This window comes from Bacteroidota bacterium (genome assembly GCA_039821555.1).
Classification (GTDB): domain Bacteria; phylum Bacteroidota; class Rhodothermia; order Rhodothermales; family Rubricoccaceae; genus JBCBEX01.
On record JBCBNX010000003.1, the window covers coordinates 281,725 to 306,184 of the forward strand.

At 68.0% G+C, this 24,460-nt stretch carries 19 protein-coding genes; 12 read left to right on the forward strand and 7 right to left on the reverse strand.

Annotation, left to right across the window (positions count from 1 at the left end; translation table 11 throughout):
- Window positions 1–131 precede the first annotated feature (131 nt).
- From AAFU51_05545 to AAFU51_05555, 3 genes are all read right to left on the reverse strand, one after another.
- The gene (locus AAFU51_05545; GenBank protein MEO1570713.1) at window positions 132–1,307 is read right to left on the reverse strand and encodes a Gfo/Idh/MocA family oxidoreductase; all 1,176 of its coding nucleotides are present in this window, start codon (window positions 1,305–1,307) and stop codon (window positions 132–134) included.
- A gap of 93 nt (window positions 1,308–1,400) precedes the next feature.
- On the reverse strand, window positions 1,401–2,291 hold the full coding sequence (locus AAFU51_05550) for a sugar phosphate isomerase/epimerase (protein MEO1570714.1): 891 nt from the start codon (window positions 2,289–2,291) through the stop codon (window positions 1,401–1,403).
- 135 nt (window positions 2,292–2,426) lie between these two features.
- Entirely contained in the window at window positions 2,427–3,812 is a 1,386-nt protein-coding gene (locus AAFU51_05555; GenBank protein MEO1570715.1) for an alpha-amylase family glycosyl hydrolase, read from the reverse strand.
- A gap of 245 nt (window positions 3,813–4,057) precedes the next feature.
- Between AAFU51_05555 and AAFU51_05560 the strand changes: the two genes are divergently transcribed.
- The 4 genes from AAFU51_05560 (at window position 4,058) to AAFU51_05575 (ending at window position 10,841) form a co-directional block, all read left to right on the forward strand.
- Window positions 4,058–7,936, forward strand: coding sequence for a BamA/TamA family outer membrane protein (locus AAFU51_05560; protein ID MEO1570716.1), 3,879 nt, complete (start codon window positions 4,058–4,060; stop codon window positions 7,934–7,936).
- A 70-nt stretch (window positions 7,937–8,006) separates the two neighbouring features.
- A complete protein-coding gene (locus AAFU51_05565) occupies window positions 8,007–8,792 on the forward strand; it encodes a biotin--[acetyl-CoA-carboxylase] ligase (protein MEO1570717.1) in 786 nt (261 codons plus the stop codon).
- Window positions 8,793–8,872: 80 nt separating this feature from the next.
- Window positions 8,873–9,781 (forward strand): type III pantothenate kinase, encoded by a 909-nt coding sequence (locus tag AAFU51_05570; GenBank protein ID MEO1570718.1) that lies wholly within the window; start codon window positions 8,873–8,875, stop codon window positions 9,779–9,781.
- A 94-nt stretch (window positions 9,782–9,875) separates the two neighbouring features.
- Window positions 9,876–10,841, forward strand: a complete 966-nt coding sequence (locus tag AAFU51_05575) for a hypothetical protein (protein ID MEO1570719.1) — start codon at window positions 9,876–9,878, stop codon at window positions 10,839–10,841.
- Between the two features lie 7 nt (window positions 10,842–10,848).
- Here the strand turns inward: AAFU51_05575 and udk are convergent, their stop codons facing one another.
- Window positions 10,849–11,475, reverse strand: coding sequence for a uridine kinase (udk, locus tag AAFU51_05580; GenBank protein ID MEO1570720.1), 627 nt, complete (start codon window positions 11,473–11,475; stop codon window positions 10,849–10,851).
- A 197-nt stretch (window positions 11,476–11,672) separates the two neighbouring features.
- Here udk and AAFU51_05585 point away from each other — a divergent pair, with 197 nt between their 5' ends.
- The 5 genes from AAFU51_05585 to atpC all read left to right on the forward strand — a co-directional run bounded on the left by AAFU51_05585 (window position 11,673) and on the right by atpC (window position 18,013).
- Window positions 11,673–12,983 (forward strand): M48 family metalloprotease, encoded by a 1,311-nt coding sequence (locus AAFU51_05585; protein ID MEO1570721.1) that lies wholly within the window; start codon window positions 11,673–11,675, stop codon window positions 12,981–12,983.
- A 37-nt stretch (window positions 12,984–13,020) separates the two neighbouring features.
- The gene (locus AAFU51_05590; protein ID MEO1570722.1) at window positions 13,021–13,761 is read left to right on the forward strand and encodes a hypothetical protein; all 741 of its coding nucleotides are present in this window, start codon (window positions 13,021–13,023) and stop codon (window positions 13,759–13,761) included.
- 92 nt (window positions 13,762–13,853) lie between these two features.
- Window positions 13,854–15,779 (forward strand): TonB-dependent receptor, encoded by a 1,926-nt coding sequence (locus AAFU51_05595; GenBank protein MEO1570723.1) that lies wholly within the window; start codon window positions 13,854–13,856, stop codon window positions 15,777–15,779.
- Between the two features lie 252 nt (window positions 15,780–16,031).
- Window positions 16,032–17,519, forward strand: a complete 1,488-nt coding sequence (gene atpD / locus AAFU51_05600) for a F0F1 ATP synthase subunit beta (protein MEO1570724.1) — start codon at window positions 16,032–16,034, stop codon at window positions 17,517–17,519.
- Window positions 17,520–17,608: 89 nt separating this feature from the next.
- On the forward strand, window positions 17,609–18,013 hold the full coding sequence (gene atpC / locus AAFU51_05605; protein MEO1570725.1) for an ATP synthase F1 subunit epsilon: 405 nt from the start codon (window positions 17,609–17,611) through the stop codon (window positions 18,011–18,013).
- A gap of 272 nt (window positions 18,014–18,285) precedes the next feature.
- Here atpC and AAFU51_05610 read toward each other — a convergent pair whose 3' ends face one another.
- Window positions 18,286–18,945 carry a DsbA family protein gene (locus AAFU51_05610; GenBank protein MEO1570726.1) on the reverse strand — a complete coding sequence of 220 codons (660 nt, stop codon included), beginning with the start codon at window positions 18,943–18,945 and terminating at the stop codon, window positions 18,286–18,288.
- Between the two features lie 137 nt (window positions 18,946–19,082).
- Here AAFU51_05610 and AAFU51_05615 point away from each other — a divergent pair, with 137 nt between their 5' ends.
- Both AAFU51_05615 and AAFU51_05620 read left to right on the forward strand, forming a co-directional pair.
- The gene (locus AAFU51_05615) at window positions 19,083–20,048 is read left to right on the forward strand and encodes a sodium-dependent bicarbonate transport family permease (protein MEO1570727.1); all 966 of its coding nucleotides are present in this window, start codon (window positions 19,083–19,085) and stop codon (window positions 20,046–20,048) included.
- Window positions 20,049–20,158: 110 nt separating this feature from the next.
- Window positions 20,159–20,464: a DUF3240 family protein gene (locus AAFU51_05620; protein MEO1570728.1), complete on the forward strand. Its 306-nt coding sequence runs from the start codon at window positions 20,159–20,161 to the stop codon at window positions 20,462–20,464.
- Between the two features lie 118 nt (window positions 20,465–20,582).
- Here AAFU51_05620 and AAFU51_05625 read toward each other — a convergent pair whose 3' ends face one another.
- Window positions 20,583–21,329, reverse strand: a complete 747-nt coding sequence (locus tag AAFU51_05625; protein MEO1570729.1) for a carbonic anhydrase family protein — start codon at window positions 21,327–21,329, stop codon at window positions 20,583–20,585.
- A 564-nt stretch (window positions 21,330–21,893) separates the two neighbouring features.
- Between AAFU51_05625 and AAFU51_05630 the strand changes: the two genes are divergently transcribed.
- Window positions 21,894–22,448: a phosphoribosyl-AMP cyclohydrolase gene (locus tag AAFU51_05630; protein MEO1570730.1), complete on the forward strand. Its 555-nt coding sequence runs from the start codon at window positions 21,894–21,896 to the stop codon at window positions 22,446–22,448.
- A 133-nt stretch (window positions 22,449–22,581) separates the two neighbouring features.
- Here AAFU51_05630 and AAFU51_05635 read toward each other — a convergent pair whose 3' ends face one another.
- Window positions 22,582–24,357 carry a sodium:solute symporter family protein gene (locus tag AAFU51_05635; GenBank protein ID MEO1570731.1) on the reverse strand — a complete coding sequence of 592 codons (1,776 nt, stop codon included), beginning with the start codon at window positions 24,355–24,357 and terminating at the stop codon, window positions 22,582–22,584.
- Window positions 24,358–24,460 lie beyond the last annotated feature (103 nt).

Sequence of the window (24,460 nt, forward strand, 5' to 3'; positions counted from 1 at the left end):
GTGCCGGACCGATACCCCCTCTTCTCGCGGTGCTCGAACTGGCCCCCTCGCTCGCGGGGGGGACAGCTTTCCGACCCTTTATGGGGAGGAAAGCGGGGGGTGCGTCTTGTTTTGAGCACACGAGAGCGCTCTCAGGCGTCAGGCGGTGTGTACGTCGCGTCGACCCAACCCTCGGCGCGGCCGCTCGCCAGCGCCGTCTCGATGAAGTGGACGCCGCGCGCACCGTCCTGCACGGTCGTGATGTCGAGGTCGAGTGGGTCCGGGTCGGTGCCGTCGCGGCGGGCCAGCATGAGGCGGCACGCGTTGGCGTAGATGTTGCCAAACGCCTCGAAGAAGGCCTCGGGGTGCCCGGGTGGGAGACGGGTGGCATGCTGTGCGGCGGGCCCGAGGTCGCCAGCGCTCTGGCGGTAGACGCGCTCGTCGCCGCCGACGGTGCGAAAGAGGAGGCGCGTCGGGGTTTCCTGGTGCCACTCGATGGAGGCCTCGGAGCCGTAGATGCGCAGCGTGAGCCGGTTTTCCTCGCCGACGGCGATCTGCGTCGCGTGGAGGAGGCCTTTGGCCCCGCCCTCGAAACGCAGGAGGAGGGTTGCGTCGTCGTCCACGCGGCGGCCCTCCACGAACGAGGTCACGTCGGCGCAGAGCGCTTCGATCTCCAGGCCGGTGACGTAGCGCGCGAGATGCTCGGCGTGCGAGCCGATGTCGCCGAGGGCTCCCGCGCCGGCGAGCGCCGGGTTCGTGCGCCACGACGCCTGCTTGCTGCCGCCCTCGTCGCCCTGCTCCAGCGGCGTGGCGAGCCAGCCCTGCGCATACTCCGCGACGACCTTGCGGACGGTCCCGAGCGCGCCGTCGGCCACGAGCGCGCGGGCGTGCTTCACGAGCGGATAGCCCGCGTAGTTGTGCGTGAGCGCGAAGATGACGTCGTGCTGGGCGACGAGGCGGCACAGGTCCTCAGCGTCCTCCAGCGTCGTCGTCATCGGCTTGTCGCAGACGACGTGGAAGCCGCGCTCGATGAACGCCTTCGCGACGGGGTGGTGGAGGTGGTTGGGCGTGACCACGCTCACGAAGTCGATGCGTTCGTCCGCAGGCAGGGCGGCCTCGCGCTCGGCCATCTCGGCGTAGGAGCCATAAACGCGATCCGGGTCGAGGCCGAGCGTCGCGCCGAAGTTTTGCGACTTCTCGGCGTTCGAGGAAAGCGCCCCGGCGGTGAGCACCGCGAGACCGTCCAGCTGGGCGGCGCGGCGGTGGACCTCGCCGATGAAGGCACCAGGGCCACCCCCGACCATGCCATAACGAAGCGGCTTAAACATCAAGAAGGGAGAGGGTTGAAGTGAGAAGGTGGACGTGGGGGTCGAGATCGGAGGCTGCAAAGACCTGAGACTTTTGACCCAGGACCTGCGACCTTAGCCGCGCAGGCGCTCGACGTGCGCGATGCTCGTCTCGATGCTGGCGAGCGCGTCCGTCGGGTTGTCGTGCTCCACGAAGGCATAGCGCAGCCCCGCCTGCTCGGCCTGCGCGAAGATGGCCGCGAAGTCGATGGCGCCCTCGCCGACGGGCTGCATCGCGCCGTCGGCGGAGCGGTCCTTGACGTGGAAGAGCGGGAAGCGACCCGGGTAGCGCGCGAAGTAGTCGAGCGGGTCGTAGCCAGCGTGGACGACCCAATACAGGTCCATCTCCAGGTCAACGACCGCGGGGTCGGTGCCTTCCACGAGGCCGTCGTAGCCTGGCGTGTCGCCGCCGAAGGTGTCGAACTCGAAGGCGTGGTTGTGGTAGCCGAGGCGGACGCCAGCCTGCGCTGCGCGCGCGCCGTAGCCGTTGAGCTCCTCGCCGAGCGCGCGCCAGCCGTCGACGCTGGTCGGGCGGTCCTCCGGGTCGAGCCACGGCACGACGACGTACTCGAAGCCGACGAGCTGCGCCATCTCCAGGATGGTGTCGAGGCCGCCGTCCTGGCGCAGCCGCTGGATGGCCACGTGCGTGGACGGCGTCGTCAGGCCGATGTCATCGAGGACGGCGCGGACGACGCTGGGCTCGCGGTCGTAGAAGCCGCCGTAGCCGCCATGGTCGGTCGCATAGTCGGCGAATTCGACCTGCTCGTAGCCGAGGCCCCGAATCGCTTCGAGCACGCCCACGAAGTCGCCCTCGAAGACGCTGCGGACGGTGTAGAGCTGCACACCGATCTGGGCGGGCACGTCGGGGGGAATGCCGAGGCGCGCCCGGGCAGCGGCGGCCGGTCCGAGGAGCGCGAGGCCACCGAGCGCAGCAGCCGACGACGAGAGGAAGGAGCGACGGTCCATGACGGGAAGCGGTGACGAGGAAGAGACGACGCAGGGACGGCCTTGCGAAAGCGGTTCCACAACGTACGAAAGCCCGGGGATCTTCCTGGCGTTCCGTTGCGGCTACGCGCTGACGTCTACGCCTCGACGGTGCGCTTAGGCCTCGACGGCGTCCGCGCGCAGCACGACGTAGCCGTAGCCCGGCAGCGTGAGCGTCCCAGCCTCCATCGCAGCCTCGCCGAAGACGACCTCAGTACCCGCGGGCGGCGCGTCGAGCGCCACCGTGGCGGCCTCGGCGCGCGTGTTCACGGCGACGAGCATCGTCGCGCCGTCGCGCGTCATGGTGTAGGCGATCACCGTCTCCGGCTGGTCGTGCGCGACCGTCCCGACGGTGCCGTGCGTGAACGCATTGCTGGAGGCGCGGAACGCGAGCAAGTCGGTGTAGAACGAGCGCATGGCACCCGCTCCCTCCGCGCTCCGATTGACGGACACCTTCTCGAAGAGCGGGATCTCCTGCGGGTCGGCGTGCTCCTGGCCGTTGTAGACGAGCGGGAAGCCCGGCATGAGCAGCATCGCCGCAGCCGCAGCGCGGGCGCCCTCGTCGCCGCCGAAGAGTTCGAGCGGCGTGGCATCCCAGGCGGTCTCGTCGTGGTTGGAGGTGAAATTCATCCGCAGCGCGCCCTCGGGGTAGGTTGCCTCCTCTTCAGCCACGAGGTCGACGAGGCTCTGCGCGGTGGCGTCGCCGTTCCAGACTTCCTTGACGCGGGCGTAGCGCGGCCAGCCGTAGCTCGCGTCGAACCCGGCAGCGTGGACCTCGCCCGTGCTCCACTCGGCGAGCATGAACACCGGCTTGATCGCCTGCAGCGAGTCGATGGCGGCTTCCCAGAAGTCGTTCGGCACCATGCCAGCCACGTCGCAGCGGTAGCCGTCGATGTCAAACTCGCGCACCCAGTAGGTGAGCGCGTCGATCATGGCGGCGCGGGTGGCGGGGTTGTCGTAGTTGAGGTCGGCGGTGTCAGTCCAGTCGGTGAGGTTGCCGGCGTTGTCCCGCGGGACGATGATCTCGCCGTTCTCGTTCTGGGTGTAGTAGTCGGGGTTCGTCTCGATCCAGGCGTTGTCCCAGCCCGTGTGGTTCGCGACCCAGTCGATGATGAGCTTCATGCCGCGGGCATGCGCACCGTCGACGAGCGCGCGGAAATCGTCTTCGGTGCCGAGGAGCGGGTTGACGGCCTTGTAGTCCTGGATGGCGTAGGGCGAGCCGAGCGTGCCCTTGCGGTTGGCCTCGCTGATCGGGTGGATGGGCATGAGCCAGAGCGTGTTCACGCCGAGCGCCTGGAGCGAGTCGAGGCGGGCCGTGACAGCGGTGAAGGTGCCCTCTTCGGAGAAATTGCGGACGAAGACCTCGTAGAGCACCGTCTCCTCGTGCGAGAACGTAACGGCTTCCACGGGGACGGTATCCTCGCCGTCGGAGGCCGAGTCGTCAGCCGGCTGGCAGCCGGGCAGCATGAGGAGGAGGGCGAGGAGTGAGAGAAGAAGGCGCATGGGATCGAGGCAGCAGTCGTAGGATTCGAGTCGGCAGAACACCTCCTGCTTCTCTCCCTCGCCTGCCGCAAGCGTCAGGCCGGATCGAAAAGCTGTCCCCCTCGTGCACGAGGGGGACAGATCGAGCAACGCGAGATCAGGGGGTGCATCGGGCTTTTCAGAAAATACCACGCGTCCGCTCCTGCTCCGCCATCGACGCGGGCTTCGTATCGTGGGGCACCCCGCCCAATGACCTATTGCCTCCGATGCGTCGCCTTCTCGCCTCCTCATCCTTCATCACGGTCTGGCTCGTCCTGTGCGCCGGGCTCGCGCTGAGTGCCTGCACCCACACGCGCCCGCAGCTCGACCCCCAGCCCGGCGCGCAGCCGGACGCCTCTGCTCCAACGGCCCCGCACACGCACCGGGTCGTGCTGATCGGCAACACGGGCGCGACGGCCGAGACGGACGCGGTACTGGCCCAACTCGGCGGCGAACTCGCGGCGCTCTCGGCAGACGCCCAGGAGGCCACCACGGTCGTCTACCTCGGCGACGTGATGCCGGGCGGGCTGCCGGACTCGTCATCGACGGAGCGGGCCGAGGCGGAGGCGCACTTGCGTCGGCAACTGGCGCCGCTCGCGGGCTTCCGGGGGCGCGTGGTGGTGCTCGCTGGCGACCGCGACTGGACGGGCGGCCTCTCGGCGCTGCGCCGGACCGAGGCGTTCGTGGAGCAGCACCTGCACGAGATCCTGGAGGACGAGGCCGACGACCCCGACGTGGACAATACGTTCCGGCCCAACGGCGGCTACCCCGGCCCCGACGACATCAAGCTCGCCGATGGCCTCCGCCTCTTCCCGCTCAACACCGGCTGGTGGCTCACCGACGAGGAGCGTCCCCTCGGCGACACGGGCGACTACGACCTCGTGGAGCCGGTCGACATGCTCGCCGAACTCGAAGACCGCCTCGAAGACCGCGACGACGACGACATCCTGATCGTCGGCCACCACCCGCTGCGCTCGAACGGGCGCTACGGCGGGGCCTACCCGCTCACCGACCACGTCTTCCCGCTGCGCAATGCCGTCGGGCCGCTTGGCTACCTCCTCCCACTTCCCATCGTCGGCTCGGCCTACCCGCTCTACCACGCCTACATCGGCACCGACCAGGACCTCGCGGAAGCCCGCTATGCCGCGCTCAATGACGCGCTGGAACGCCTCTACCGCGGGCACGAGAACGTGCTCGTCGCAGGCGCGCACGACTTCAGCCTCCAGCACTTCCCGCTGAGCGCGGGCGAGTTCAACCGCCACGCCCTCGTGAGCGGCGCGGCGGTGCGCGGCGAGCGCGTCGCTGGCGGGGGTGGCTCCGCGTTCACGACCGCCCAGCCTGGCTACCTGGTGCTCGACTTCTACAAGGACCGCGCCGTGTGGCTGCGCGCCCAGGGCACCGCCGCCGAGCCGCTCGCGCGCTACCAGATCCGCATCGCCGACATCGACTACGTGCCCGGCAGCGAGGACGAGCCAGAGGTACCTCTCGACGTGATGCCCGACGACGCCGAGCCGGAGCCCGGCACCACGGTGCGCGTCGCCATCAACGCCGCCTACGACAACCTCGGCGGCTTCGGGCGTGCCTTCGCTGGCAACCACTGGCGCGAGGCCTGGGCGACCACCGTCACGCTGCCCGTCCTCGACCTAGGCACCGCCGGGCGCGCCGGGACCGCCGTGGCCCCCGTTAAACGCAGCGGAAGCGGTCAGACGTTCGGCCTCCGGCTCGTGGAGGTGCAGGACGACGACCGCACCTACGCGCTCCGCTCCATCGACAAGGAAGCGGCCCGGCGCTGGCCCGTCGAGCTGCGCGGCGGCTTCGCGGAGGCAGCTATCCAGGACCAGACCTCGTCGTTCCACCCGTTCGCGGCGCTGCTCGTGCCGCCGCTTGCCAAGGCTATCGGCATCTATCACACCGAGCCGCGCCTCGTCTACATCCCCGACGACCCGCGCCTCGGCCGCTTCCGGTCGTATATGGCCAACCGCCCCGCGCTCCTCGAAGTGCGCCCGGACGAGGACATGAGCGACGTTGCCACGATGGGCTTCGCCGAGGAGGTGACGTCCACCCCGAACATGTGGGAGGAGGTCATGGGCGATGTGGACCACGTGGTCGACCAGCAGATGTTCGTCCGCGCGCGGCTGCTCGACCTGTGGCTCGGCGACCACGACCGCCACGACGACCAGTGGCGCTGGGCCGAACGCGAGCCGTTCGAACTCGACTCCACGCTCACCGGCGACGCCCGCACTGAGGGCAAGGTCTACCAGCCGATCCCCCGCGACCGCGACTACGTCTTCATGCGCATGGACGGCATCGGGCCGTGGTTCACCAAGCAGTTCTTCGCGCGGCAGTATCAGGGCTTCGGCTTCGGCTACGGCTACGTCCGTGGCAGCCTCCGCAACGGCCTCGGCCTGATCCGGCGCTACACCAACCGCCTCACCCGCGAGGACTGGCTCGCCACCGCCCGCGAGATGCAGGCCGCTGTCCCAGATTCGCTCATCGAGGCCGCCATCGTGGCGTCGTGGCCACCGGAGATCGTGGCGCTGCACGGCGAGGAGATCGGCAACCGCCTCCGCGCCCGCCGCGACCTGCTGACGGAAGTCGCCGCCGACGTGTATGCCGACATGGCTGCCGTGGTGGACGTGGTCGGCTCGGACAAGCACGAGCGCTTCGAGGTCACGCGCCAGGAGAACGGTGATGTGGAGGTCGCGGTCTTCAAGACGAAAAAGGACGGCGAGGTCGTCGAGGAGGTCTACCGCCGCACGTTCTTCGACCGTGAGACGGACGAGGTGCGGCTCTACGGCCTCGGCGGGCAGGACCGCTTCGTCCTCTCCGGCGACGGCGGCTCGATGAAGGTGCGCCTCATCGGCGGGCCCGGCGAGGACCACGTCGACAACGGCTCCACGGCCGGCGGCTGGGGCGCGCGCACGCTCGTCTACGACAGCATCGAGGGCACCACCGTCGAGCGCGGACGCGACACCGGGCTGCGGCTCTCCGCCGACCCGCGCGTGCTCGACTACGACCAGAGCCGCTACACCTTCAACAGCAGCATGCCGCTCCTGGAGTTCCGCGCCAACGAGGAGGACGGCCTCTTCGTGGGCGGCGGCGTGACGCACACGCGCTACGGCTTCCGCCGGGCTCCCTTCGCCAGCCAGCACCGGCTCTCGGCCTCCGTGGCCGCGGCTACCGGCGCGTTCTTCGCGAGCTACCGCGGCCACTTCACCGACACGTTCGGCGCGCTCGATCTCATGCTCGACGTCGAGGCCGCCACGCCCAACAACGTCCGCACGTTCTTCGGACTCGGCAACGAGACCGCCAACACGGACCAGCAGCGCGAGTTCTACCAGGCACAACTCACCGAGGCCGACGTGGAGGCGCGGCTCCTGTGGCGCCTCGCCTCGCGGGCGTCGCTCTCGCTCGGGCCCCGCGTCGCCTTCGTCGATGTGCGCGAGGACGACGACCGCTTCGTCACCCAAGCCGGAATCGCGCCGTCTACGTTCGAGGCGCAGTGGTTCGGTGGCCTCGCCGCCCGCGCCGACCTCGACGCACGCGACAACATCGCCAACCCGCAGCGCGGCTTCCGGTGGACACTTGACGGCACGGGCAACCTCGGCCTGAACGGCGACACGGAGAGCTACGCCCAGCTCGAATCGGCGCTGGCGCTCTACCTCCCCCTCGCGCCCCAGCGGGTGGTGCTGGCCCTGCGGGTCGGCGGCGCGCACAACATCGGCGACTTCCCGTTCTTTGCCGCCAACACGCTCGGCAGCCGCGAGACGCTGCGCGGCTACCGCCGGACGCGCTTCGCCGGACGCACCTCGTTCTACCAGAACGCCGAGCTGCGCGCCCGCGTCTTCCGCATCCAGACCTACCTGACGGCCATCGACCTCGGCGTGCTCGGCTTCGTGGACAACGGCCGCGTCTGGACCGAGGCCGACGACACCCAGACCGACCCGGATGGGAATCGCATCTCGCAGTCGCTCTTCGAGGGCTACCACCAGGGCTACGGCGGCGGCCTCTGGGCGAGCTTCTACGACCAGTTCGTGGTCTCCGGCTCCGTCGGCGCCTCGGAGGAGGAAACCCTCGTCGAGGTCGGCGTCGGGTTTAAGTTCTAGGATGTTCGATTTAGGATGTTCGATTTTAGATTGGCTTTTCAAATGGGAAATCTAAAATCATAAATCGACAATGGTCTTAGATCGGCTCGGCGACCACCTCCGAACGCGGCGACTGGGGCACGTAGCGCAGGGCTTTGCGACGCTCGGATCGACGATGGACGCGGCGGCGACGTGGGTGGCAGACGGCGCCCCACACGGCGCGCTTGTGACCGCCGAAGCGCAGACCGCCGGGCGCGGACGCCACGGGCGCGGGTGGCACGGCACGCCGGGAGCGAACCTCCACCTCACGCTCGTGCTGCGGCCAACGCTCCCCCGGCGACGGTGGGGCCTGGTCGCCATCGCCGCTGGCTTGGGCGTGCTCGATGGCGTCGCCGCGCATCTGCTGGAAACCTCGGATCGCCTCGCGCTGAAGTGGCCCAACGACGTGCTGCTCGACGGTCTGAAGCTCGCTGGCGTGCTCGTCGAGGCCCGCGGCAACGCGGCGCTCCTCGGGATCGGCGTCAACGTGAACGAAGCTGCGTTTCCTGACGCGCTCGCCGCGCGCGCGACCTCGCTGCGCCTCGCTGGCGGTACCGACGGCGGCGAGATCGACCGGAGCGCGCTCCTCGCCACGCTCCTGCGGCACCTCGAAGCCCGCCTCGACGCACTCGACACCCACAGCGACGCGGTGCTGGCCGCCGCCGAGCATCGGCTCACCGGACGCGGCGAAGAGGCAACCGTTCGCGCGCCCGACGGCACGACGCTGCACGCGGGGCACATTCTCGGTCTCGCCCCCGACGGCGGCCTCCGGCTCGACACAGGCACCGACGAGGTCGTGGTGCATGCGGGCGAGGTTACGTTGGCGGGCAACAACTGAGCAGGGCCGCTGGAGCGACCTTTACCTGGATTCGCCGCCGCGCGCGGAGCCCAACCTCGCCGTGCCCTATCGTGACGGGTTTGCTCACCGCTTCACCGCTTCACCGCTTCACCGCTTCACCGCCTGTGTTCCTCGCGCTCGACCTCGGCAACTCGTCGGCGAAAGTCGGCCTCTTCGACGCGGGCGCGTTGCCCGAGGCAGAGCCGGTGTGCACGTTCTCGCTCAAGAGCCTCTCGGCAGCTAAGCTCGAAACGGCCCTGTCGCGCGTCGACGTGTCGCCCGACGCCATCGGTGCTGCGGGGCTCTGCTCGGTGGTGCCGAAGCAGACGGTGCGCGCCACGGAGGCCGTCGAGGCGGTGTGCGGCGTGACGCCGGTGGTCGTGCGTGCGGACGCGCCGCTGCCGATCGGCATGGCCTACGAAACCCCGCACACGCTCGGGGCCGACCGCATCGCAGCCGCAGCGGCCGCGCACGTCCTGCATGGCCGCGACGAGGCAGGCCTCGCCCGGCCCACCCTCGTCATTGATGCCGGGACGGCGGTGACCATGGAGGTGGTCGATGCCGCCGGGACGTACCTCGGCGGGGCCATCCTGCCCGGCTTGCGGCTGCAGCGCTCGGCGCTCGCGCGCGGGACGGCGCAACTCCCCGCCGTGCCCCCCGTAGCGCCGCCTTCTGCCATCGGCACCTCGACCACGACGGCTCTGCAAGCCGGGATCGTCCTCGGCCTGATCGGCGCACTCGACGGGCTGCTTGCCCGCGCGACCGACGAGTTGGACCGCGAACGCGCGGGCGGCCCCGTAGTCGCAGGCAGCCCCGTGGTCGCAGGCAGCCCCGTGGTCACAGGTGTTCCTGTGGTCACAGGTGTTCCTGTGGTCATAGCCACGGGCGGCAGCGCACCGCTGCTCGCGCGCCACCTCGATCGCATCGATGTCCTCGCGCCGCACCTCGTCCTGCAGGGCGTTCGCCTGCTGACGGCCCCCTCGTCTTGATTCGAGCCGCTTTCCATCGCCACTTCCTCATCGCTGCTTTTCTATCGCTGCTTTTCTATCGCTGCTTCCTCATCGCTGCTTCCTCATCGCTGCCATGCACCGATTACTCCTCCTCGCGGCCCTCCTACTTCCCGCCGCCGCCCTCGCACAGGACGACGACCAGACCCCGACGGACCCGAGCGACGCGCTGATGCAAGCCCGAGCCACCTACAACGACGGCAACTACGAGGCGTGTGCGCGGAGCTATGCCGCCGCCATCGACCTTGGCGTGGTCAACGAGGGCGTTGCCTACAATGCCGCCTGCTGCTTCGCGCTCGCGGGCGACACCGAGCAGGCCTTCGTCTACCTCCAGCAGTCGCTCGATGCGGGCTGGCGCGACACCGAAAAAATGCTGGCCGACAGCGACCTCGACACGCTCCACGACGACCCGCGCTGGACCGAGGCCGTCGCCGCAGCCGAGGCCAACTTCGCGGCCTATGCCTCGACGATTAATCGGGAGCTGATGGAGATGCACGCCGCTGACCAGAACGAACGGCACGCCCTCATGCGCGGCGAGCTGACCTGGGACGTGGTCGGCCCCAACGACGACCGCCGACGGGCGCGGGTCTACGAGATGGCGGAGGCGGGCGAGATCGTAGCCGCCGCCGACTACTTCCACGCGGCGATGATCTTCCAGCACGGGCGCGACTCGACGGACTACCGCAATGCCCGCGACTTCGCACAGCGCGCGTTCGAACTCGATCCCACGCACAGCACGGCCTCCTGGCTGATCGCCGCCGCCACCGACCGCTACCTCTGGAGCATCGACCAGCCGCAGGTCTACGGCACGCAAACCACGAAGGACGACGACGGCCGCTGGACCATCCAACCCCTTGACGACGACGGTGTGACGGAAGAAGAACGGGCAGCCCGCGGGGTGTCGCTCCAGGGCGCCTACGACCGCGTTGCGCGGATGAATGCGCAGCTCGACGCTGAGGCCGCAGAGTCGGCCGGGCCTAGCGAGGACGACGCCTCCAGCGACGAAGCCGAGCCCGCCACCGCGGACGAGCGCGACCGCTAGCCCGCGTCTACGAACCTGCGTCTTCGTCGAGCAGCGTCTGTACGCGGGCCACCATCATGTCGATGGCGACCTGATTCCGACCGCCGCGCGGGATGATCACGTCGGCGTGCCGCTTCGAGGGCTCCACGAACTCGCGGTGCATCGGGCGGACGTAGTGGGTGTACTGCGCGAGCACGCTCTCGACGGAGCGCCCGCGCTCGGCCATGTCGCGGCGGAGGCGGCGGATGAGCCGCACGTCGGCCTCGGCGTCTACGAAAATCTTGATGTCCATGCGGGCGCGCAGGTCGGGCTCGGCGAGCACCAGGATGCCCTCGACGATGATGACCGGCAGCGGCTCCACGCCCACGGTCTCGGCGCGGCGCGTGTGTGCGGTGAAGTCGTAGGTCGGCTTGGCGATGGTCTCGCCTGCGCGCAGCAGGTCGAGGTGCTGCACCATGAGGTCGGTTTCGAGCGCGTCGGGGTGGTCGAAGTTGAACGCGGCGCGCTCGTCGGGCGGGAGGTGACTGAGGTCGCGGTAGTAGGCGTCGTGGTCGAGCAGGGCGATGCGGCGCGGCCCGAAGGCCTCCACGATGCGGCGCTGCACCGTCGTCTTGCCCGACCCCGAGCCCCCCGCGATGCCGATGACGACAGACATAGACGAGGCTAGAGGCAGAGGTGGGGCCGGAAGGTAGCCCGGACGAAGAGGCACGCGCGCACGAATCTTTGCTTGGAGAACCAGGCCGGCGCCCCTTATCCTCGGCGTCGTTATTGGTAACGACTAGGGGATTCCACCACACGGGCGCCCCAGTCAGCTTGTTCGAGCGGTTCCCTTCACCCTCCTCGCCCCCTCGTATGCCTGCGCGCCTTGTCGGCTTCGGCTGCATCCTTGCCCTTATGTTCTCCCTCGGCTGCAGGGGCTCTGAGCGCCTCACCGAACCCACGGAGATCGCCGTCCCGCCCGGCCTGACCGAGTCCGAGGCCAAGCTCTGGCGCATGAGCGGCCACGAGACGCAGGCTATCCAGCGCACCGGCTTGCTCTACCAAGACCCCGAGGTCACGGCCTACGTGCAGGCCCTCGGCGAGCGGATGGTCCCGGCCCAGCCCGGTCCGGCCACGTACGAGTTTCACGTGCTGCTCGACCCGGAGGCCAACGCCTTCGCCTTCCCGGACGGGACGATCTACGTGCATCTCGGGCTCCTGTCGCTGCTGGAGAGCGAAGCGCAACTTGCGCACGTCCTTGCCCACGAGGTTGTCCACGTGGAAGCACGGCACTCCGTCAAGCAGTACGACAACCAGCAGAGTGTTGTCGGGACCACGCAGGTGCTCAGCCTGGCCGCGGCCATCGGATTCGGCTCCATGGGCACTGCAGCGGCGGGGCTGTTCAACGTGGCCTCGCAGTTGAGTCTTGGACTGACCGCCAGCATCGCCGTGAGTGGGTACAGCCGCGAGGCTGAGCGCGAGGCTGACGTACGCGCCATTGGTCGCATCGCTGCGGAGGGGTACGATCCGTGTGCCAGCGCCGAGACGTTTACGCTGCTCCTGCGCGAGTACGACGACCCGGACGCCGTGGCTTCCTTTGTCTACGCGAGCCACCCCCGCCTCAAGGAACGCCAAGCCTACAGCACCGAGGAAGCGGAGGCTCGTGGCACGGCCTGCGCTCTTCCCGACGACTCGACGGCGACGGCCGTCCCTGACACCGCCTATGCCCGCCTCATGCGCGGCGTGCGCGCCGACCAGGTCGAGCTGTGGATCCGCTCGGAGCAGTACGACCGCGCCATCGACCAGGCCGACCGCCTCCTCGACCTCGACGACGCCAACGCGCCGCTCTGGTACTGGCGCGCCGAGGCCATCCGCCAGCCCTACGGCGACGCTGCCCCTAGCGACTCCGTGACGACCGAGCTAGAGGAGCACTACCGCTACGCGCTCGACCTCGACCCCTCGCTGGCGATCGCGCACCGGAGCCTGGGGGCGCTCTACGAGGCGCGCGGCGACACCGACGCCGCGGCCGACGCCTACGAGCAGTACCTCGCCACGGCCTCGCGGCCCCGCGACCGCCGCTTCATCCAGCACCGCATCGACACGCTACGCCCCACTGCGCCTGCAGACGCAACGACATCGCCCGGCGAAGCGGAGCCCTCGTCTTCAGGCGACGAACAAGACTGACCGCTTTCCCCTCCTCCCGATTCACCCACCACACGCCATGCGTTTTCTCACCCTTCTCGCCGCGCTGAGCCTCGTCGTTGTCTCGACCGGCTGCGGCACCACGGTTCGCACCAGCGAGCGCTACGAGAGCGTGCGCGAAGACATCCGCCTCGTCGCCCCAATGCCCGTCGAGGCCACCTACTTCCTGCGCACCGCCACCGTCACAGAGCCCGCCCCTGAACTCGACGCCGAGTTTGCGGTGGTCGTTCTCGAAGCGCTAAACGGCGCCCTCGAAGAGACGCGCTTCTTCGGCATCCCGGTCGTGCTGACGGACAGCATGCTCGTCGCCGACCAGGAGTTGGCTCTCGACCTGACACGCGCCCGCGAGGCCTTCGGGGCCGCCGCTGACAGCCTCCGCGACACGAAGGAGAAGGTGCTCACCCTGCAACTCAACCCCGAGGTCGGCATGTTCGCCGACATGGCGGAGAACGAGACGGACTACCTGCTCTTCGCCCGGGCCACGGGCTACGGATCGTCCGGCGGGGCCGTGGCGCGTGACGTGGCCGTCGCGGCCGTGACGGGAATCCTGTTCGGGGCCGTCGGCAGCTCGCAGACCAAGGGCGTCCTGCTGGAGCTCGCCATCGTCGACGCCAACACGACGGAGGTGCTCTTCTACAACCGCAACAAGGAGAGCGAGAGTGGCTACAACCCGCTCGACGTGGAGTCGGTCGAGCGGCTATGCATGCGGCTGCTCGAACCCGTCCACGGGCGCGTGCGCCATCGTACGAGCCGACGCTAAGGCGTTTGCGGCTCGGCAGAGTGCGAGGCCCCGGCAGGGTAAGGAGACCATCGCGTAGCTTCGGCGGCCTTCCCCACTCCGCCCGCCGTCCTATGCCCCTCGCGCGCCTCGCTCTTCTAGTTGCCTTACTCGGAGCGCCTGCCGCGCTCGCACAACCCACCCTGCAGGCGACGCTGCCTGACTCCGTCGTGGTGACTGCCACGCGTGGGCCGGTCTCGGCTCAGCAAACGGGCCGCGTCGTGCAGGTGGTGACCGCAGCCGAGATCGCAGCGCTGCCGGTGCGCTCGGTGGACGAACTGGTGCGCTTCGTGGGCGGCGTGGAGACGCAGACGCGCGGCGGCTTCGGCGCCCAGAGCGACTTCACGCTGCGCGGAGCCACGTTCGGCGGCACGCTGCTCTTGATTGATGGGGTCCGCTTCAACGACCCGATGACCGGGCACTTCCTGAGCGACCTCCCGCTGCCGCTCGCCGAGATCGCCCGCGTGGAGGTGCTGCGGGGCCCAGCCGCGGCCGTCTACGGCCCTGACGCGCTCGGCGGCGTGATCCACCTGCTCACGCACACCGGCCTCGGCGACCGCGCCGACGCGCAGGCCGCCTCCGGCTCGTTCAGCGACGACGCCACGCGCTTCCTCGAACTCGGCGCGCGCACCGCGACGGAGCGGACCACCTTCAGCCTCGCCGTGGACGACGCCCGCACCGACGGCGATGCCGTGCTCGCCGCGGACGGCACCGCGATCGTGGGGTCGGACGGGCCCGTGCGCACCGACCTCGACCGCCGCGCCGCCTCAGCCGCGATGCACCTCGATCTCAGCGAGGCGACCACGCTCTACGCCCGCCTCGGCGGCGACCGCCGCGACTTCGGGGCCACCCAGTTCTACACGCCCTTCGCCAGCGACACCGCCCGCGAGGCGACGAGCACAACCTGGGCGCACGTCCGCCTCCGTAGCACCGGCCGCACGACCTGGACCGCGCATCTCGCCGGTCGGCTGCACGGCGACACCTACACCTTCTTTCCCAGCCTCGCGCCGAACGAGCACGACACGTATCGCGGCCTCGCCTCGGTCTACGCGGCGCGCGACCTCACGCCAGCGCTCCGCCTCACAGCGGGTGCGAACGCCGACCTGCGGGGCATCGAGAGCAACAACCAGGGCGACCACCGGGATGGCGCGGCGGGCGTCTTCGCGCAGGCGCTCTGGCTCGCGGCTCCGAGCGTCACGCTCACTGCCGCCGCGCGCCTCGACTACGACGCAGGCTTCGGGTGGGAGCCGACGCCGTCGCTGAGCGCGGCCTGGACGCCGACCTCGCTCGTGACCGTGCGTGGGGCTGTGGCCCGTGCCGTCCGCGCGCCGAGCTACGTCGAGCGCTACTTCAACACGCTCAGCCCGCGGCCCGACGGCAACCTCGGCAATCCCGACCTGCGCGCCGAGCGCGCCTGGAACGCCGAGGCCGGCGTCGACCTTGCGCCGTTGCCCGGCCTGGCGCTCCGCGCGACCGGCTTCTGGCGCCGCACCGACGACCTCATCGACTTCGCCAAGCTCACGCCGGACGCCACGTTCTTCCTCGCGCAGAACGTACTCGCCGTCACCACGCTCGGCCTCGACCTAGACGCTGAGGTGCGCCGTCCGCTACGCTCCGACCTCGGTGCAGGCTTCGTAACCGGAGCCGTCGGCTATACCCTCATCGACGCAGCGCTCGACGGCGAGGTGGCAGGCGCGACGTATAAGTATGCACTCACGAACGCGCGGCACCACGTGCGCGGCCAGGTCGCGGTGCGGCTCGGCGGGGCGTCGCTCGGCGTGCAGGCGCTCTGGAAGGAGCGGCCCGACGGGGAGACGTATGCGGTGGCGCACCTGAAGGGCGGCTACGACTGGCGGCTCCCGCTCGCGGCGGAGGGCCTGCGTCTCGGCGTCTTCGCGGAACTGCACAACGTGTTCGACGAGCGCTACGCCGAGGTCTTCGGCGCGCCGATGCCTCGCCGACGTCTGCTCGGCGGCCTGCGCCTCGGGCTTGGAATGTGAGGCGATCGGAGCACGGCTACGTGGCCCTGAGCCGGATCGCGTCGCTCGGTAGCCCCTTGCCCTTGCATGCTTGCGGAGCCACAGACGGCGCCTTTTCCCCGAAACTTCGCCTCGGCTTCGGCGAGCGCGCACGCCTGCGATTTCGGGTGCGTCTATTTTGTGAAGCATTGACTGTATGGGCGTTTTCCAGCGTACTGGCCTGCGAAAAGCGCCGCGCGTTTTCCCCCTCGATTGCCTCCATCCCGCAGCCTCATGAGCACGACCGGCAAAGTTCTCCAGGTCATCGGTCCCGTCGTGGACGTGGACTTCCAGGACAGCACCGTCCCCGAGATTCTCGACGCCCTCACCGTGGACCGCGCCGACGCGGACACGCTCGTCCTCGAAGTGCAGCAGCACCTCGGCGAGAGCCGCGTGCGCGCCATCTCGATGGACTCCACCGACGGTCTCACGCGGGGCACCCCGGTCGTGGGCACGGGCCAGGCCATCGCTATGCCTGTGGGCCAGAGCATCCGCGGCCGCCTCTTCAACGTCGTCGGCTCCGCCATCGACGGCCTCCCGCAGCCCGCGGCCGAGGACGGCCGCCGCCCCATCCACGCCGAGCCGCCCGCCTACGACGAACTCTCCACGGGCATCAACATGCTGGAGACGGGCATCAAGGTCGTCGACCTCGTGCAGCCGATCGCCCGTGGTGGTAAGGTCGGCCTCTTCGGTGGTGCCGGTGTGGGCAAGACGGTCCTCATCCAGGAGCTCATCAACAACATCGCCAAGGCCCACGACGGCCTCTCGGTGTTCGCCGGCGTCGGCGAGCGCACGCGCGAGGGCAACGACCTCCTCCGCGAGATGCTAGAGTCGGGCGTCATCAAGTACGGCGACGACTTCATGCACGCCATGGAGGAGGGCGACTGGGACCTCGACAAGGTAGACATGGAGAAGCTCAAGGAGAGCCAGGTGACCCTGGTCTTCGGACAGATGAACGAGCCGCCTGGCGCCCGCGCCCGCGTGGCGCTCTCCGGCCTGACGGTCGCCGAGTACTTCCGCGACCTCGGCGGGCGCGACGTGCTCATGTTCATCGACAACATCTTCCGCTTCACGCAGGCGGGCTCCGAGGTGTCGGCCCTGCTCGGCCGCATGCCGAGCGCCGTGGGCTACCAGCCGACGCTCGCCACGGAGATGGGCCAGATGCAGGAGCGCATCACGTCCACCAAGAAGGGCTCGATCACGTCGTTCCAGGCCGTCTACGTCCCGGCCGACGACCTCACCGACCCGGCCCCGGCGACCACCTTCGCCCACCTCGACGCCACGACGGTGCTCTCCCGCCAGATCTCGTCGCTCGGCATCTACCCGGCCATCGACCCGCTCGACTCCACGTCGCGCATCCTCGACCCCAACATCCTCGGCGACGAGCACTACAACACCGCCCAGGAGGTGAAGGAGTTGCTCCAGCGCTACAAGGAGCTCCAGGACATCATCGCCATCCTCGGCATGGACGAGCTCTCGGACGAGGACAAGCAGGTCGTGAACCGCGCCCGCAAGGCGCAGCGCTACATGAGCCAGCCGTTCTTCGTCGCCGAGCAGTTCACCGGCACGCCGGGCATCTACGTCAAAATCGAGGACACCATCCGCGGCTTCCGCATGATCCTCGACGGCGAGCTCGACAAGTACCCCGAGGGCGCGTTCATGTACAAGGGCGCGATCGAAGAGGTCATCGAGGCCGGCGAGAAGATGCTCGCGGAAGTCTAGGAAGTCTTTCAGTTTTGCAGTGGTTCAGTGTTTCGGTAGGGCTACCCACTGAGACACTGGAGTACTGAACCACCGACACACTGCAACCGATGAGTTTGCTCGTAGAGATCGTGTCCCCAGACGGCGCGGCGTTTCGCGGCGAAGCTGACCGCTTCCGCGCGCCGGGCGTCGAGGGCGCGTTCGAGATCCTGACCGGCCACGCGCCGATGCTGGCCGCCACGGGCGTCGGCCCCGTCTACATCACCCTCGCGGGCGGTGAGAAGGTGGTCTACGCCACCAGCGGCGGCTTCGTGGAAGTCCTCGACAACCACGTGATCATGCTCGCCGAGACGGCCGAGCCCGCCTCCGAGATCGACGTGGACCGCGCCCGCTCGGCCGAGCAGGCCGCGCAGGAGCGTCTCGCCGCCAGCACGTCGGCCGAAGAGCGCGAAGCCGCCCAGGCCGAGCTGGACAAGGCCCGCAACGCCCTCCGGGTAGGCATGGGACAGGTCTAGCGAGGTCGGAATTACGAAGGGAGAAGTTTGAAGTAGGCAACTGCTCAGGCTTTTCAGCCTGAATCGAACGCCGAGGTACCGTGGGTGCCTCGGCGTTTTTTGATCGCGCTTTGCCCGGCTCCCCCCGTTCTCATCGCCTCCGCGTCTGCCGACGCTCCGCTCTTCGAACTGTCCCCCTCAAGTTTGAGGGGGACAGCTTGTGCGCCGTCGCAGGCGTACAAGCGGGGGGAGCGTAGACAAGCACAGTGACCTCCATCCCGCAGAAAGGGAACTCACGCCACCAGATCCGCTACCACGCGCTGGAGCGTGGCGTCGAGTTGCTCGAAGGGGACGTAGCCGGGCGCGACGCGGAAGAGTTGGCCGCCGGTCGTGACGAAAACGTTCGGGAAGCCCTGCACACCGAGGCGGCTGGCAAGCGCGAACTCAGCCTCGGTCTGCGCGGCGACTTCGGGATCGTCGAGCTTGGCTGCGAAGTCGTCCCCGTCGAGGCCGAAGTCGGTGGCGACCTGCGCATAGGTGGACGGCTCGGCGGGCGGTAGGCCGTCGTAGTAGACCGCCCGCTGGAGCGCGTGAGCGAAGGCGACCTGCTCGGTGCCGTCGGCATCGGCGGGCTGCGTGGCCTTGAAGGCCGTGAGCGCGCGGCTCGGCGGGATCGAGGTGAAGAGCGCCGTACCCTCGGCCATGGTGCCGTTCAAGAATGCGTCGCCAAAGGTGACGCCGCTGCGCTCCTCGACCTGCTTGTAGGCGTGAGAAATGTAGCCCGCCACCTCGCCGATGGGACCAATCCGGTCGCCGCGCACCATGCCGCCCGAGAGCACCTCGAAGTCGAACGTGTCGGCGTAGGTCTCGGCGACGCGCTGCATGACGGGGCCGAAGCCGTAGCACCACCCGCAGAGGGCGTCGTAGACGTAGAGCAGTGTGGGACGGGACATGAGGGCGAGCCGGAGAGACGAGGAAACGGGGAAGGCTACGCCTGCCTCTTCGTTCCCGTTTCTCGACGCCCACTTCTCACTTCTCACCTCCTGCTTCCTACTTTCCATTGCACCTCCCACCCCGCTAGTCGTTTGCGATGCTCGACGTCCTCCTGACGAACCTCCTCTCGCCCATCGTTCTCGCATTCGCGCTGGGTATCCTCGCCTCGCTAGCACGGAGCGACCTGGAGATTCCGGCGCCGCTCTACCAGGCGCTCTCGATCTACCTCCTGCTTGCCATCGGCCTCAAGGGGGGCGCGGCGCTCCGGGCGACGCCCCTCGACGAGGTCGTCGGCCCGATGCTGCTGACGTTTGCGCTAGGGGTGATCACGCCAATCACGTCCTACAACGTGCTGCGCAAGCTCGGCAAGATGGACCGGGTGAACGCGGCGGCGCTCGCGGCGCACTTCGGCTCGGTATCGGCCGTGACGTTCATCGCCGCGCAGGCGTTCGGGACGATGACGGGCTTCGAGTCGGAGGGCTACATGCCCGCACTCGTCGCGATCCTGGAGATTCCGGCCATCGTCGTGGCGCTGATGATCGCCAACGTGCGCGGCGCGATGGGCGAGGAAGCCACGTGGCAGTCGGCGCTGCACGAGGTGCTCACCGGGCGCAGCATCGTGCTCCTGGGCGGCGGCCTCGCGATGGGGCTGCTCACCGGGCCGGAGGGCCTAGAGCCCGTGGCCCCGTTCTTCGTCGCTGGCTTCAAGGGGGCGCTCGTGCTCTTCCTGCTCGAACTCGGCCTCGTGACGGCGCGGCGGCTGCGCGACCTCAAGCAGGCCGGGTGGTTCCTCGTCGCCTTCAGCATCGTCATGCCGATCATCCACGGCGTGGGGACCGTGTGGCTGGCGGGCTTCGTCGGGATGAGCATCGGGGGCGCGGCCGTCCTCGGCGCGATGGTGTCGAGCGCGTCGTACATCGCCGCCCCGGCGGCCGTCCGCATCGCGCTCCCGCAGGCCAGCCCAACGATCTACCTCACGGCGGCCCTCGGCATCACCTTCCCGTTCAACCTCGCGCTCGGCATTCCGCTCTACTTCGCCGCCGCTGAGTACTTCCTCGGGTGATTTTTTGATTTCAGATATACGATTTGAGATCTAGCTCTAATCGTAGCAGGGCAACTATTTGCTTTACCTAGTCCAAAATCACAAATCGAAAACCATCAATCAATAGTCCTATGCCCAAGACTGTCTCGCTCAAGCTCGTCACCGTGGTCGCGGAGTATCTGCTGCGCGACAAGCTCGTCAAAGAGATCGGCAAGCTCGGCGTGACGGGCTTCACCGTCACGGACGCGGAAGGTCAGGGACCGCGCGGCAACCGGGCGGGCGTCTACGAAGGCCGCAACGTGCGCATCGAGGCTGTGTGCAGCGCGGAGGTTGCCAACCGCGTGTTCCAGCATCTCGTGACCTACTACTTCGAGCACTACGCCGTCATCGCGTGGGTGCAGACCGTAGAGGTCGTGCGCGGCGACAAGTACGTGTAGCCGCGCACAGACAAAACACAACGGAGGCCGAGAGCACGTCGCCCTCGGCCTCGTTGGATTCAGTCTCGTCGTGTTCGGTATCGCCGGGGGGCGACGCCGCGGATGAGAGCCGGGTGGCTTACTCCACCACAGCGGCCATGTCCTCAGCGTCGATCATCTTCGCGTCGTGGAAGGTGACCATGCCGTTCGAGATGTCGTACATCGCGCCGATCACGAGGACCCTGCCTTCCTCAACGAGGCCTTCGATGACCTCGCTGCGCTGGACGATGTTCTCGACGTTGAGGTCGACGTTGTCGTCGGCGACCTTCTGGACGAACTCCGGGTTGCTGGAGGCACGCTCGCCCTCGACGTCGGTCGTCATGTAGACGGCGGGCATGATGTGGCTGAGCGTGGTGGTGAGGTTGCCGAGTTCGACGTTGTCGCAGGCACCCTTGACGGCCCCGCACTCGGTGTGGCCCATGACCACGATCACTTTCGCGCCCGCAGCTGCGGTGGCGAACTCAAGGCTGCCGAGCATCTCGGTATCGACGAAGTTGCCAGCCACACGGTCGACGAAGATGTCGCCGATGCCCTGGTCAAAGACGACTTCAACGGGAATGCGGGAGTCGAGGCAGGTGATGACTGCGGCGTAGGGATACTGGCCGCCCGAGGTGATGGCTTTCTGCGCAGAGTAGTCGCGCTCGAAGGCATTGCCCGTGCGGAAGCGCTCGTTGCCGTCTTTGAGCATCTGCAGCGCCTCGGCAGGCGTGAGTGCCGCCTGGGTTTCTGCGGTCTGCGTGATCGGGGCATCCTGCGCAGAGGAGACCGGGGCGAGGAGCAGGGCGCAGACCAGGATGGCGCCGCTGCGCGTGAATAGCGTCGTCATGATGGTAAGGGGGTATAGAAGTACGAATACGCAGCCGTACTTCGGCTACGCTTCGTTTGCAATCATCCGAAACAGTCATAGGTTGCCTTCAGTCATACGATTTTTACTACTATGAAGATGATTTCATTTTATGCATTGTTTTACGTCCGACCAAGACTGACATTATTGCCCAGGCACCCTACATGGCACCTGGCACTTCTCCTAGGATGTTGTCAGCCCAATACCTGTCCAACGTGCGGGCCGAGGCCCTCGTCACTGCGGTGTAGTCTCCTGTCTTACACACCTTACCCAAGAGTCTTACACTACGCTAAGGTCCCGTCTGATATGAGGCTTATGTACCCCGTATCAAGATGCGAAGACACCATGAACCCGGTGCAGCCGCACATCATTTTCAGGAACGCCCACATCGTTCCGTGAGTGGAAACCCCTGTGACGCCAGCGCCTCTTGCTGGTCACAGTTCTATCATATCGACCCTGCCCTGCCCCGAACTCTACGACGTGTAAAGTCTCGCAAATCCATCTTAACTTGCCAGGGCTACAACTCATTTTTCTATGCATACTTCTATGCGTATCTACCACACCCTACTCCTACCCCTCCTCTTCCTCGCTCTCGTCGTGAGCAGCGAGGCCAACGCGACCTCGAACCCGGACGAGCCAATCACTGCCACTGAGGTCGAGACCGCCCAGCAGGCATGGGGCGAGGGCATCGTCTCCATCGGACAGGTCTACACCAACGGCGGTGACTACACGGCCCGTGCCATGGATCACATCCTGCAGCACTACGCCTACGGCGCCAACCAAACCATCCTCTTCAAGCCGACCCTTGCCGCCGAGGACCAGTTTCGCGGTGACTTCGGGGGAGCGCTGAGCTACTTCGTCGGGACGGAGGGCAGCGAGGACGGCGGCTTTGCCATCGCGCCCTACACCAACGTGCGCTGGGAGAACGAAGGCACCGTCATCTCCGAGGACGGCGGCATGGCCGTCGCGATGGGCAACTACTTCTTCACGACCACGGAAGGCAACGAAGTCAAGGTCGAGTACACGTTTGCCTACGCGAAGGACCGGAATGGCGATCTGGAGATCGTCCTTCACCACAGCTCGCTCCCGTACTCCCCGTGAGGACTCGGGCGATGCTGATCTGCCTCTGAAGCAAACCAGCATCGCCCTGCACTGAGCACGAGGGCCGCTGTCTCGACCGAGACGGCGGCCCTTTGTATTTGGCTGAGCCTCCTACTAACACGAGAAGGATTGGCTAGCCCAACGCGAGGCGCCCCCACAGGCGCGCCACGACGGCCCATGATGCTACGGCCAGGCCTGCACAGACCGCGCCCTTGCCTATGTCGCCGTAGAGGTAAAAGCCCGTCGCGAAGAGCAGCGTGTAGACGCCGATGACGCTTGCCAGGAAGCACGCCAACGCGGCAGAGGCATCGGACTTCGGCGGTGGTGGGAGGGCGACTCCGTCGGCGTCGGCCCTACGGCGCACCGCCTGCCAGCCGGGTCCGATGGGGCGCACCTTCGCGTAGAACGAGCGCAGCACGCCCGCGTCTGTCGGCGTCGTGAGGAGCATCACGAGCACCCACGCTGTCGTCGTCACGGCGACGATGAGCAGGAACTGCTGCCAGCCGGGTAGGCCGAAGCCGTCGTTGAGGAACAGCAACGATGCGATGGCGAACGACGCCACCATGCCCGTGATCTCGGCGGCGGCGTTGACGCGCCACCAGTACCACCGCAGGAGCAGCAGCAGGCCCGTCCCCGCGCCGATCTGCAGCAACAGGTTGAAGCCCTGGAGCGCGCTCTCCAGCGCCAGCGCGAGCACGCACGCCAGCGCCATCAGCACAACGGTGAACATGCGCCCGAGCCACACTTGGCGCCGGTCCGACGCCTCCGCGTCGACGAAGCGCAGGACGACGTCGTTGACAAGCACCGACGCACCCCAGTTGACCTGCGACGACATCGTGGACATGTAGGCCGCCGCGAGCGAGGTCACCACCACACCGAGCAGGCCCGCTGGCAGAAACGTCAGCATCGCCGGATACGCAAGGTCGTTGGCGACCTTCTCGACGTCTGGGAACTGCGCCTGGATTGAGGCGAGGTCGGGGAAGACGACGAGCGAGGCGAGCGCGACGAGGATCCACGGCCACGGGCGGAACGCGATGAACAGCGTGTTGAAGAGCAGCACCGCGCCTGTCGCGTGGCGCTCGTCTTTGGCCGCGAGCATGCGCTGGGCGACGTAGCCGCCGCCGCCCGGCTCTGCACCGGGGTAGTACGACGCCCACCACTGCACGGCCAGCGGCACCACGAAGATGGGCACGAGCACGTCCCAGCCCATCATGCTGAAGTCGGGTAGGAAGGCCATCGCCGGGGTGACATTGGGGTGGCTCGTGAGCGCCGCGAGGCCGCCGACCTCGGGGAGGTTGACCACATACCACGCGGCACCGATCGCCCCGAGAAGCGCGAGGGCGAACTGGATAAAATCAGTCAGCAACACGCCCGTGAGGCCGCCGAGCGCGCTGTAGACCATCGTCACGCCAGCGGCCAGCAGCACTGTCTCAAGCGGCGACCAGCCCAGCATCACGCCTCCGATCTTGATCGCGGCCAGCGTCACGTTCGCCATCACGATCACGTTGAACACCACGCCGAGGTAGACCGCCCGGAAGCCGCGCAGGAAGGCGGCGGGCTTGCCCGAGTAGCGCAGCTCGTAGAACTCGATGTCGGTGAGCACCTCCGAGCGCCGCCAGAGCCGCGCGTAGAAGAACACGGTCAGCATGCCCGTCAGCAGGAACGCCCACCAGACCCAGTTACCGACGACCCCGTCCGAGCGCACGATGTCGGCCACGAGGTTGGGCGTGTCCGTGGCGAAGGTCGTGGCGACCATCGAGACGCCGAGGAGCCACCACGGCATCGCGCGTCCGCCGAGGAAGAACGCTGCGAAGCCCTGGCTCGCCCGCCGCGAGGCGTAGGCGCCGATGCCCAGCGAGACGGCGAAGAAAGCGACGAGGATGGTCCAGTCGAGCGGAGCAAACTGCATGAGGCGGAGCGTGGAGCCGGAGGGACGGAGACCCAGAGGACGAGGGAACCGAGGAAGGTAGGGCGCACCACGTCGCCGCGCTGTTTTGACGCTGGCCCTCCAC